Below are 11,334 nucleotides of genomic sequence, written 5' to 3'. Positions count from 1 at the left end.
GATGGTGGAGGCGGCGGGAATCGAACCCGCGTCCGCGCTCAGGGATCCGACGGCCGCTACATGCTTAGACCGGATTAAGTTTCCCTCGGGTCGGGCTCCGGACGGCCCTCCCTCCGGTATCTCCCATTGTGTCTCGCCGTTGCCACCCGGGAGCGGGGGGACTTCGGCCAGCCCGCCTTCTTACGCCCGGCCCCCGGCGGACAGACAGCACCGGGGCGGACGCGCGGCCCGCTCATTGGAGCCGCGAGGTGCCGATGTTAGGCGGCAGTTGTACAGTCCCGCATTTTAACGAGGCTGCGGGGCCTCGGCATGCTGCCGGGGGATCTCGACCGAGCCCGTCGAAACCGATCGCCCCCACGCAATGTCTCTAGATAGACGAATGACGCGGTTTGGTCAAGTGGCCTTGCACAGTGTTGCGGCATCTGGTATAAATGGCCTTCAAACCGGAGTCACAAGGGGAGAAGCAAATGTCTTTCAAGTGTGATATCTGCGGCCGTTCCTACGGCACGGGATGCAGGGTCAGCCATTCCCACAGGCGCACGAAGCACATCTGGAAGCCCAACCTCCAGAACGCCCGCGTCAGGCTCGGCGGGCTCGTACAGCGGGTGAAGGTCTGCACCTCCTGCATCAGGGCCGGCAAGATCCAGAAGGCCTGATCCTTCCGACATCGTTCCGCGGGCGGCTTCGGCCGCCCTTTTCTTTACCGTGCAGAGCTGCTCAGTGAATCTGTCGGGAATCCCCGGGCATCCTCCACCGGCGATGGATCCGTGGGCGATATTCACTTGCTCCACAACGGCATCGGCGTGTGGTGGACGCCGGCCGGGAGGCTGCCGGCCGATGTCGGCAAACCATCGATCATCAGGCGCACGCGTCGTCCGGCCAATGCTTGACACGAGGCTGCATTCCCAGGAAAATGTGCATGCATACAAGGGAGGTACCCGATGAGATACCGGCTCCTTGCAGGTACGGTCCTGACGATCCTGTTCGCCGTGTCGCCGGCCTCCGCCACCCAGTGGGCATATCCCCTCACTTCGCTTCCGGAAGGGTGGATCGCGACGCCCGAATGGAGTTTCGGGAGCGAGGTCTACGTCGATCTCTACGCAACCGCCTACGAATATGGGGAGAACGATATTCATGACGCTTACATCATATCGGACGTGATAGTCGTCCCGGCGGCGACGACCGGGGCGGTCCTGGAGTTCGATCACGAGTGGCTCATCTCAGCGTATAACTCAACCGAGTACGACGACGCCTACGGCCACGTTTCGGTCCTGTACTCCATAGACGGAGACACGCAGCCGTTCCTTCTCAAGTACTTCGACAGCGCCATGGGGACGCCGTACAATCCGGAGGGTTCGGAGCACTTCTCCTGTTCGCTCGCCGTTTCCCCGGGCGACACGCTCCGCTTCATCTACCACGCCAGGGTGGCCGCGTCATGCTGGGGTGCAACGGCAGGCACCGTGAATCTCGACTGGTGGGTCTCGGACTTCCTGCTGACCGCCTACGACGGCCAGGCTCTCCAGCCCTCGACCTGGGCGGATATCAAGAGTTCAATCTTCGAAAGAGGGCAACTGGAGGAATTCGAGAGGGAGCCTGGCGGATCGGGAATTCTCCGCTAGCTGCAGGGCGAGGCTTCCGTCTGGGCCGGGACGGCCTCGGTCAGCTTCTCGGGAACGCGGAAGCGGGCCTGGTTCATGGAGGCCGCGAGGCTGAACTCGCGGGCGAGCCTGGTGTAGCCGAAGCCCATGTTGATGAAGTCCCACTCGAACGGGGTGCCGGGCTTCACCTGCTCGAACACCCAGTTCATGTCGATCCCGGCCTTCTGGAAGGCTTGGGGCCAGCCGTCACCGTCGAGCCTTCCGAGCAGCGCATCCCCCACCCTGTGGTCACCACGGGCAAGCAGGGCCTGTATGTGCGCCTCCCGGGCGCCGAGGAACCTGACCGCCACGTTCGGGACGGCTCTGAGCGTCCGAGTGATCTCGTCGCGCCACCTGCGAAGGTCTTCGACCCGCGCCAGGGGTGACCACTGGAAGGCCGTCCAGGGCTTGGGGATGAAGGGGTTGATGCTGACGGATACGGGCAGGGGCGTCAGGGTCCTGATCTCGGCCACCAGCCTGGAGATCTCGGCCCTGTCATCGTCCGTCTCGAACGGGAATCCGTAGATGAAGTACATCCTGATCCGCGAGACCGAGCCGGAAGCGTTGCCCACGGTGTTGAGGATGGCCTCGTTGCGGAGGCTCTTGCCTATCACGCGCCTCAGGCCGTCGGCGCCGGTCTCGGGGGCTATGGTGAGCGTGGTGCCGTGCAGGTCTCCCTCGCCGAGCTGCGAAGGATTCTCGGCCCTCTGGGAGCCGATGCTGACCTCGAGACCTGCCGCACGCGCGTGATCGATGAACTCGCGGAACGACGGGTGCGAATCCGGCGAGCAGGCCACGAAGCCGACCCGGGCCCCCCCGGGCATGGAGTCGAGGATCGGCATGATGTCCTCGGGCCTGGATTCCCGATAGGGCAGATATGCGTACCCGGGCAGGCAGAATCGGCAGTTGAAGGGGCATCCCCGGGCTATCTCGAGCATGATCGTGTCCTCGAAGACGCTCTCGGGCGTTGTGACCACGGAGTGCGCCCCGAGGCCCTCCACACCGGCCCACTGGCGCATGATCGACGCCCTCGGCGACTTCGCCGAGTGCACCGACGGCACGTAGATGCCGGGCAGGGTGGACAGCTGCTTCAGCAGTCTCTTCTTGCCCGCGCCCTGGGATCCCATGCTCTTGATGGTGTCGAGCAGGGGGCCGAGCGTGGGCTCCGACTCGCCTATCACCATAACATCGAGGAACTGCGCCATCGGCATTGGATTGGCCGTCACGCAGAGGCCGCCCGCTATCACCAGCGGCCAGTCGTCGGTGCGGTCGGAAGCCCTGGGTGCGATGCCCGAGAGCTTCATCATCCCGAGGACATTTATGTAGTCGTACTCGCAGGAGATGCTGAAGGCGAGCAGATCGCAGCTGCGCAGAGCGCGGCCTCCGTCGAGCGTCACGAGGGGGCGCCCTGTCTTGCGCCTCCAGGCGAGCTCGTCGGCTTCGGGCATGAATGCCCTCTCGCAGAGGGTGTCGGGCCAGTCGGACATCTGGCTGAGGACGCGCTGGAAACCGAGGGAGGTCATCCCGACGGCGTAGGAGTTCGGATAGGCGAGCACGGTCTCGAAGACGCCGCGCGACGCCTTCCCATGCGTGTGCCGTTCGCGGGAGAGGATATCCCTGCGCCTCTCCTCGTACCTCTCGGCCGCCGACTTACGCTTCAGTTACGCCCCCCGTCGCTGTTAACACGGCAGGAATATACGCCCGGGTGCAATCCGGTCCAATTATAGACGTTTTATCTACGGAATTCCTCAGTCAACCGTCCTCTTGATGAACGAGGGCAGCTTGCTCTCGCTCTTCACCAGCTCCGAGTTGCCAGTCAGCGGCCTGAACGGGACGCTGAGGGACGGGGCCTTGTCCTTCGGCTGGGGGCCGAACGGGATCGATGTGGATCGGTCGGCCGACTTCAGCACGACCTCCTCGGGCTCCACCTGGACCGGGCTCCCGAATCCCGTGGCAACCACGGTGATCCTCAGCTCGTCCCCGAGACTCTCGTTCAGGCTTGTGCCCATGAAGACGTTGGCCTGGGGACCCGCGGCCCTCGTGATCATCTCCATGGCCTCCTCGAACTCCTTGAACCTGAAGGTCGACGAAGAGGTCTGTATGTTGACCAGCAGCGCCTTCGCCCCTTCGATGGAGATCCCGTCGAGGAGGGGGCCGGAGATGGCCTCGCGGGCCGCCTCCGACGCGCGGCTCGGGCCGGTGGCCCTTCCCGTGCCGATCATCGCGCCCCCGCCCTGGGTGATCACGGTCTTCACGTCCTGGAAGTCCCTGTTGATGACGCCGGGCGTGGTGATGAGGGAGCTGATGCCCTCGACCGCGTTCAGGAGCACGCTGTTGGACATGTCGAGCATGTCCTCGAACTTGGAGTCGTCCTCGGCCAGCGTGCGGAGCCTCTCGTTGGGGATGACTATCAGCGTGTCGACCACCTTGCGCAGCGCGGCGATGCCGTGTTCGGCCTGATCGAGGCGTATCGCCCCCTCGAACTCGAACGGCCGGGTCACCACCCCTACCGTTATCGCGCCGGCATCGGCGGCCGCCCGCGCGACTATCGGGGTCGCCCCGGTGCCGGTTCCACCGCCCATGCCGGCGGCTATGAAGACCATGTGGCATCCCGTCAGGCTTTCCTCGATCTCCTTGAGGCTCTCCTCGGCGGCCTGTTCGCCGATCTCGACGTTCCCGCCGGCTCCCAGGCCACGGGTGGCCCTCGGCCCGATCTGCACCTTGCCGTCGGCCAGGCAGTTGTTGAGGGCCTGCATGTCGGTGTTGACCGCGACGAATTCGACACCGGTCAGGTTCGCCCTGATCATCCGGTTGATCGCATTGCATCCGCAGCCTCCGACTCCGACGACCTTGATCCTGGCCCTCCCGGTCGCCTCCTCCCCGACTTCGACGAGCTGAGTGACTACCATCTCCCCTCCTCCCGGCTCATCTGAGCCTCCCTGCTATTCCCGATATCCACTTCGTCAGTTCACCCAGAAATCCAGCCCTGCGTCCACCCGCGGCCTCGCGCCTCTCGCGCCCGAGGAGCACGAGCCCCGCGGCGGTCGAGAACTCGGGAGCAAGCACGAGTTCGGTCGATGTCTCGAATCCCGTTGGAACGCCCGTTTCCGCAGGGAGCCCGGTGATCCTGCCCGCTAGCTCGGCGATGCCCCTGAGCCTGCTTCCGCCCCCGGTGAGGATCAGCCCGCCAGGGAGATCGACGGCATCGATGCCCGAACGCGAGATCTCGAGCGCCACGGCCTCGAGGATCTCCTCGACCCTTTGGCCCGCCACCTGGGATACGACGGCATGCGACACGGAAAAGGTGCCCCGCCCGCCCAGCCTCATCACCTTCGTGCTCTGGTTGGGATCGACCAGGGAGCTCGATGCCACCGCCCAGTCGGTCTTCAGCTTCTCCGCCTGCGCCCAGGGGATCCTGAGAGCCTGGAGATCGGAGGTGACGGAATTTCCACCGAGCGGGACCACTCCGAGATAGGCCAGGGTCCCGTTCTTGAAGACCGCGACGTCCGTGGTGCCCCCCCCCATGTCGGCGAGGGCCACGCCCATCTCCATCTCGTCCGGGGTCAGCACCGCGGCGCCGCTGGCGAGGGCCGCGGGAATGATCCCCTCTATGTCCAGTCCGGCAGCCTCGACGGCGCTCTCGATGTTCGAGACGGCCAGCCGGTCGGCCATCACGGTGTAGGTCCGGGCGCTGATCTGCTCGGCCATCAGTCCGATGGGCGGCTTCCTGATGCGGTCGAAGCCGTCGACGCAGTAGTCGCGCTTCACGATGTCGAGAACCCTGCTGCCGGGGGGAAGCCGGACCAGCCTGGCCGCCTCCTCCGCCCGTGCGACATCGTCTTCGGTGATCTCGTGAGGGGAATCCCCGTCGGGTTTTTCCACGCTGACCGTGCCCGTCCCGTCGAAACCTCTCACGTGCGAACCGCTCACCGATACGAAGACGCTCCCGATATCCTCCGTACAGAGGAGGGCCGCCTCGGAAACCGCCCTGTGGATCGCTTCGACAACGGCGCCTACGTCGAGCAGCATGCCTTCCCTGACCGCTCCGTCGACGGGAGCCTGGCCGGCGCCCAGCATCCTCACACCGCCGCCTTCGATCGGTTCGCCGGCCACGCAGGTCACGGTCGCAGTACCTATGTCCAGCCCGGAAAGGAGTTCGCTCACAGGGACACCCCCTCTGTCAGGGAGGGATTCTCCCGCAGGATGAGCTGCCCGTCGAACCTGGCGTCGGCCTCGGCCCATCCGTCACGGAGCGCGCCGCGGCCGCCCGCGGCGAGGAACAGGTCCATCCTGCGCCCGAAGTCCGAATACCCGAGGATCACTCTCATGCCATCGGAGACGACTGCCACCGCTCCATCCGGCTCGACCAGGATCAGCTCGACGTCGCCCGGGATGCCGTCGACCTCCGCCCAGGCAGCCAGGCCGGGCAGCACTGCCTCCCTGTCCCCGCCTGCCATCACGACCCTCGTCAGGGTATCCGAGAGGAACGTCGGAGGCAGGGGTTCGCAGCCGCCCGTCAGGGCGACCTCGCCGATACCGTCGCTCAGGACGAGCACGGGCTCGAGCAGCTCCAGCTCAACACCGACTCCGTCGGGAAAGACGAGCCAGACCTCGGCCGAATCGATGCCGGACACGGCTTCGAGGTCAGCTTCCAGCGAGTCGGTCGACATGCCGGTGACGGGCCGCCCGAGCCGGGCGACAAGTGCGGGGGCCACGTATGTCGAATCGACCCTGCGGCAGCCCCAGACCGAGATCCGCCTCAGATCGAACTCGCCCCTGTGCTCGAGGAACCTGTACAGGATTATCAGCACGGCGGCGAGCACCAGCGCTCCTGCGAAAGCTGCGAGCAGGCCCCCCCTGCGCCTCACGATCCCTCCCCCACCAGCCGCCTGGCCAGGGCGTCGCTCGTCCCGGCGCCCATCAACACGACGGTCGCGCAGCCGCAGCCGTCTGCGAATCCTTCGAGCCCCGCCGGGTCGAGCACAGTGCAGTCGGCGCCCGCGGCCGATGCGTCGCGGGCCACCAGAGCGGCGTCGACTCCGGGCAGGGGCTCCTCCCTGGCGGGGAATACCGGCAGGACGGCGGACACGTCCGCGAGTGCCAGCGCGGCTCCCATCCCTGCGTGGAAGGAAGCGGTCCTCGAATACAGGTGCGGTTCGAACACGACCGCCAGGGAGCCACCCAGAACCCTCCTGAGCGCCTTGATCGAGGCCTCCATCTCGGCGGGATGATGGGCGTAGTCCGAGATCACGAGCATTCCTCCCCGCGATCCGAGGCGCTCGAGCCTCCTCCTGGCACCGGGGAACGATTCGAGCGGGCCGGCCGCATCCCCTGGCACGAGCCCCGCGAGCCGGAGAAGTGCGAGCGAAGTGGCCGCATTGCGCAGGTTCTGCAGTCCGGGGATGCCCAGCCTGCCGGTGATGTCTCCCAGCGAGTATCTCTCACCCCAGCCGTCCGGACGGACCGGGACGCAGTCGTAGGCTCCTCCGGGCCCTGCCGTCAGGACCCGTCGCCCGATCCTGGATGCCCACCTCGCGAGCTGTTCGTCCTCCACCGGAACCACCACTCCGCCACCGGGCGCCGAAAGCTCGAGGAATGTCTCGAACGCCGACCTGAGGGCCTCCGGCGAACCGTAGCACTCGAGGTGCTCCCGGTCGAAGCTCGTCACGGCAGCATGCAGGTGCGGCAGTCTGAGGAAGGCCCTGTCGTACTCGTCGGCCTCGACCACCGCAAGTCTGCCGCCGGGCCTGAAGCCCGACCTCCAGCCCGGCACTTCGGCGCCCACAAGCACGGTCGGATCGAACCCGGCCTGCTGTAGGGCCCAGCCCGTCATGGCCGAGGTGGTTGACTTCCCGTGAGCGCCCGCCACCGCGATCACGTCATGGCCCGAGGCCAGTTCGGCGAGCATCTCGCTGCGCCTCAGGACCTTCACCGAAGCCGCCCTGGCTGCCGCGATCTCGGGATGGTCGAGCGGTACGGCGGCGCTGTGAACCAGCACGTCGATGCCCCGGACGTGCTCCGTGCCGTGCCCGGGCATGCGCCTTATCCCGCCTTCGGTCGAGTCCGCCGCCCGAGACCGGTCGCAGCCTTCCACCTCGTGACCGAGATGGTTGAGCCACTCCGCCAGGCCGCTCATCCCGCTGCCGCAGATCCCCATCAGGTGGTATCTCATGCCGATGCCCCCGATGCCTCGATGAGCACACGGGCTATCCTGTCCGCCGTATCCGGCGGGAAAAGGCCGGCCATGCAGGTCGACATCGATTCCAGGGCGCCGGGATCCGACAGCAGATGCCCGATGGACGCCCAGAACTCGGCGGGATCGAGCGTGTCCTGCGCGAAGACCCGGGCGCCGCCCGCCGCCTCCGCTTCCTTAGCATTGGCGGTCTGGTGGTCGCGCGAGACGCCCGGAAGGGGGATCAGCAGGCCGGGCAGGCGGAAGCGGCAGAGCTCCGCGAGAGTCATCGCACCGGCCCTGGCCACGGCGATGCTTGCACAGGAATAGAGGATCGAGGGATCGTCCTCGAAGGCCCGGACCACCGTTCCGGCCCTGCCGGAAAGGAGGCCTCCGATTCTCTCGAGGTCGCGCTCGCCGCACTGGAGCACGAGCTGGATGCCTGACGGAGCCGAAAGCGCGAGGTCGTTGACGGTGCGCGCCCCCTGGCTCCCGCCCAGGAGCAGCACTACGGGCCTGCCGGGATCGAGGCCCATCCGCGCGACCGCCTCGGCCTTCGGGATAGCCGAGAGGCTGCTGCGTACAGGATTTCCGACCACGGTGGAACGCCCCTCGGGGAAGTCGCGGGCAGCCCTTCCGAATCCGAGCAGGATGCGGGAGGCGAACCTCGAGGAGCACCTGTTGGCGCGTCCGGCGACGGCATTGCTCTCGTGCAGGAGCACGGGGATGCCCATGGAGCGCCCGGCAGCGGCGCAGAAGACCGACGAGTACCCGCCCGTGCAGAGGATGGCCCCGGGAGATATGGTCCGTATCATGCTCCTAGCGGCGAACCATGCCCTGACGGCGCCGAAGGGGAACTTCAGGAGTCCGGCGGGCCCGCGGTCGATCCTGGGCGGATCGAGGAAGTGCACGCGTTCGCCCATGCCGGCGTACATGCGCCTGTCCACAGGGCGCGGAGTCGCGGCGAAGTGTATCGCGACCGACCATCCCAGCCGGTTCTCCAGAGCCTCGGCCACGGCCAGCGCCGGGGATATGTGCCCCCCGGTGCCGCCTCCGGCCAGCAGGAAGGGGTTCACCTGCGGGCCTCCGCCGATATCCTTGCGGCCGCGGCCAGCTCGATGAGCGTGAAGACGATGCTCGTCCCGCCCCACGATATCAGGGGCAGCGTGATACCGGTCGCCGGCAGCAGCCTGGTGACCACCGCGAAGTGGAGGAAGCTGCCGAGGGCAACCGATGCGGTTATCCCGCCGGCGAGAATCGACCCGAAGATGTCGTCGGCCCGCTCGGCTATGCGGAAGCCCGTCCACAGAAGAACGCAGAAGGCCGACAGGACCAGGGTGGTCCCGATCAGGCCCGTCTCCTCCCCTATCACGGCGAGGATGAAGTCGGAGAAGACCTCCGGCAGGAAGCCCCTCTGCTGCCTCCCGTGGCCCAGCCCCCTGCCCAGCAGGCCGCCGCTGCCGAGAGCTATGCTGGACTGCTGGGTCTGGAAGTTGTTGTCGCTGATGCCCGCCTCGGGATTGATCCATCCCCTGACCCGGTCGATCCTGTACTCCTCGGTGATCAGCACGGCAGACGCAGCGAGGGCGATCACGCCGAAGAGAATGAGGATGTGGCTGAACCTGGCCTCCGAGATGTAGAGCATCGCGGCCATCATGGCCAGCATGTAGAGGCATCCCGCGAAGTCGGGCTGGGAGACGGTGAGCACCGCCGGAACGAATGCCAGCGCCACGAGTGACAGGAAGCCCCTCGGGCTCCTGCCCGAGATCTGCCCCTTCGAGATGAGCGTTGCCGTGAGGAGAACGTACGAGAGCCTGGCCAGCTCGGACGGCATGAAGCGGAATCCGCCCAGCACAAGCCAGCGGCTGGAACCGTTGACCACGGGGGCAATCGGTGAGAGGCTCAGCGCCGTGGGGATCAGGCATGCTATCGAGAAGGCATAGAGCGGCCACGCCACTGCCTTCCAGGCCCGCGGCCCCGCGGCGTAGACCAGAAGCGCGGACGCGAGCCCGAAGAGGATGCGGAGTAGGTGCCCCGTCACATAGTGGTGGCTGTTCCCGAACACTCTCATCGAGGCGAAGGAACTGGCCGAATAGACGGCCAGGATCCCGATGACGATCAGCACCAGGGCGGTCGTCGCGAGTATCCGCCCGTCCCTCCCCATCGGCGGCAGGTTCACCTCAGCGCCTCCACCAGCGAGCGGAAGTGCTCTCCGCGCCTTTCGAAGTTCTCGTACTGGTCGAAGCTCGCGCACGCCGGCGAAAGGAGTACCACGTCACCCTGCCCGGCGAGGCTTCTCGCCAGACGCACCGCCCCCTCCATGTCGCCCGCCCTGTGCATCGGGGCTGTCCCGGCCCAGGCGAGCGCCAGCTCCTCCGTGGCCGATCCGATCAGGATCAGATCCCTGACCCTTTCGGATACGAGCCAGGCCAGGTCGCCGTAGCTCGTCTTCTTCGAGAGGCCGCCGGCAATCAGGATGACCGGCCTGTCGAAACTCTCCAGAGCCACCTTGAGCGAGTCCTGGTTCGTGGACTTGGAGTCGTTGACCCACGTGACCCCGTCGAGGATCCTCACCGTCTCGATCCTGTGGGGCACGCCGCCGAAGGTGGAGAGGCCTTCGGCCAGGGCTTCCGGCGCGATGCCGGCCCGCCCGGCAAGGCATGCGACCGCAAGGGCGTTCTCGAGGTTGTGGCGTCCGGGCAGCGAGAGCGCCGAAGCCTTCATCAGGGCCGATCTGGAGCCGTCCCTGGCGATCACGATCGTTCCCCCGAGACAGTCCGCGCCCTCCCTCACCTCCCTCTGCCTGCTGAAGAGGGCCTCCATGCCGCGTGTCAGGCCCATGAGCGGCAGGGACTCGGGGTCGTCGGAGTTGAGTACGGTGAGATCCTCCGAGTGCTGGTTCATGAAGATGCGGGCCTTGGCGTTCCTGTAGCCCTCCATGTCGCCGTGGCGGAGGAGGTGGTCGGGGGTGAGGTTCAGTATGGCGGCCGCCGATGGCCTGAAGGAATCGGCTGTCTCGAGCTGGTAGCTGGATACCTCCAGCACGAACCATTCCGGGTAGGGGTTCTCGATCACGGCCAGGCAGAACGGATAGCCGACGTTCCCGGCCACGCAGGCGCGGATGCCGGCCCTGTTCAGCACATGGCCGAGCCACTCCGAAGTGGTGGTCTTGCCGTTGGATCCCGTGACGGCGAGGATGGGGGCCTGGGCATACCTCGACGCGAGCTCGATCTCGCCGGTCACGGGGATTCCGGCCTCGACCGCGGCTCTCGGCATGGGTGAGGCGGAGGGGATGCCGGGGCTCAGCACCAGGCCCTCCAGCCCTCCGATGTGCCCGAGGCAGTCCTCTCCCGTCCAGGTCTCCCCGCACCATTCGCAGGGCGCGACGGACTTGTCGTCGTCGAAGCCGACGACAGCAAAGCCGTTCGTCGCCAGGAGCCTCGCAGCGGCCCTCCCGCTGCGCCCGAGGCCCGCCACGCCCATCCTCCTGCCGCCTCCCCTGGTCCAGTAATCGTGCATGCCCGC

Annotated in this window: 10 protein-coding genes and 1 other RNA gene; 2 read left to right on the top strand and 9 right to left on the bottom strand. The window is 66.7% G+C overall.

Translation table 11 applies throughout. The features are described 5' to 3' along the window. Positions 1–2 precede the first annotated feature (2 nt). Positions 3–356, bottom strand: a transfer-messenger RNA (tmRNA) gene (gene ssrA / locus QUS11_03285). Positions 357–467: 111 nt separating this feature from the next. Here ssrA and rpmB point away from each other — a divergent pair. Both rpmB and QUS11_03275 read left to right on the top strand, forming a co-directional pair. Next, positions 468–656, top strand: a complete 189-nt coding sequence (rpmB, locus tag QUS11_03280; protein MDM7992312.1) for a 50S ribosomal protein L28 — start codon at positions 468–470, stop codon at positions 654–656. Positions 657–941: 285 nt separating this feature from the next. Further along, on the top strand, positions 942–1,619 hold the full coding sequence (locus tag QUS11_03275; GenBank protein MDM7992311.1) for a hypothetical protein: 678 nt from the start codon (positions 942–944) through the stop codon (positions 1,617–1,619). Here QUS11_03275 and QUS11_03270 read toward each other — a convergent pair. From QUS11_03270 to murD, 8 genes are all read right to left on the bottom strand, one after another. Next, positions 1,616–3,160 (bottom strand): radical SAM protein, encoded by a 1,545-nt coding sequence (locus tag QUS11_03270; protein ID MDM7992310.1) that lies wholly within the window; start codon positions 3,158–3,160, stop codon positions 1,616–1,618. The genes QUS11_03275 and QUS11_03270 overlap by 4 nt on opposite strands. A 225-nt stretch (positions 3,161–3,385) precedes the next feature. Next, positions 3,386–4,546 carry a cell division protein FtsZ gene (gene ftsZ / locus QUS11_03265; GenBank protein ID MDM7992309.1) on the bottom strand — a complete coding sequence of 387 codons (1,161 nt, stop codon included), beginning with the start codon at positions 4,544–4,546 and terminating at the stop codon, positions 3,386–3,388. 16 nt (positions 4,547–4,562) lie between these two features. Further along, the gene (gene ftsA / locus QUS11_03260) at positions 4,563–5,801 is read right to left on the bottom strand and encodes a cell division protein FtsA (GenBank protein MDM7992308.1); all 1,239 of its coding nucleotides are present in this window, start codon (positions 5,799–5,801) and stop codon (positions 4,563–4,565) included. Beyond that, entirely contained in the window at positions 5,798–6,505 is a 708-nt protein-coding gene (locus QUS11_03255) for an FtsQ-type POTRA domain-containing protein (GenBank protein MDM7992307.1), read from the bottom strand. The genes ftsA and QUS11_03255 overlap by 4 nt, the downstream gene beginning before the upstream one ends. After that, positions 6,502–7,809 carry a cyanophycin synthetase gene (locus QUS11_03250; GenBank protein ID MDM7992306.1) on the bottom strand — a complete coding sequence of 436 codons (1,308 nt, stop codon included), beginning with the start codon at positions 7,807–7,809 and terminating at the stop codon, positions 6,502–6,504. Before QUS11_03250 ends, QUS11_03255 begins: the two co-directional genes overlap by 4 nt. After that, positions 7,806–8,885, bottom strand: a complete 1,080-nt coding sequence (locus tag QUS11_03245) for a UDP-N-acetylglucosamine--N-acetylmuramyl-(pentapeptide) pyrophosphoryl-undecaprenol N-acetylglucosamine transferase (protein ID MDM7992305.1) — start codon at positions 8,883–8,885, stop codon at positions 7,806–7,808. Before QUS11_03245 ends, QUS11_03250 begins: the two co-directional genes overlap by 4 nt. Continuing rightward, positions 8,882–9,988, bottom strand: a complete 1,107-nt coding sequence (locus QUS11_03240) for an FtsW/RodA/SpoVE family cell cycle protein (GenBank protein MDM7992304.1) — start codon at positions 9,986–9,988, stop codon at positions 8,882–8,884. The genes QUS11_03245 and QUS11_03240 overlap by 4 nt, the downstream gene beginning before the upstream one ends. Beyond that, positions 9,985–11,328, bottom strand: coding sequence for a UDP-N-acetylmuramoyl-L-alanine--D-glutamate ligase (murD, locus tag QUS11_03235; protein ID MDM7992303.1), 1,344 nt, complete (start codon positions 11,326–11,328; stop codon positions 9,985–9,987). The genes QUS11_03240 and murD overlap by 4 nt, the downstream gene beginning before the upstream one ends. Positions 11,329–11,334 lie beyond the last annotated feature (6 nt).

Origin of the sequence: Candidatus Fermentibacter sp. (genome assembly GCA_030373045.1) — a bacterium.
Classification (GTDB): Bacteria; Fermentibacterota; Fermentibacteria; order Fermentibacterales; family Fermentibacteraceae; genus Fermentibacter.
Note: the sequence above shows the minus strand (reverse complement) of the source record. Positions and strands in the feature narration are given on the sequence as shown.

Coding starts and splice junctions, on each gene's coding strand:
- rpmB (MDM7992312.1), top strand. CDS start 468: ATGTCTTTCAAGTGTGATATCTGCGGCCGTTCCTACGGCACGGGATGC.
- QUS11_03275 (MDM7992311.1), top strand. CDS start 942: ATGAGATACCGGCTCCTTGCAGGTACGGTCCTGACGATCCTGTTCGCC.
- QUS11_03270 (MDM7992310.1), bottom strand. CDS start 3,160: ATGACCTCCCTCGGTTTCCAGCGCGTCCTCAGCCAGATGTCCGACTGG.
- ftsZ (MDM7992309.1), bottom strand. CDS start 4,546: ATGGTAGTCACTCAGCTCGTCGAAGTCGGGGAGGAGGCGACCGGGAGG.
- QUS11_03250 (MDM7992306.1), bottom strand. CDS start 7,809: ATGAGATACCACCTGATGGGGATCTGCGGCAGCGGGATGAGCGGCCTG.
- murD (MDM7992303.1), bottom strand. CDS start 11,328: ATGCACGATTACTGGACCAGGGGAGGCGGCAGGAGGATGGGCGTGGCG.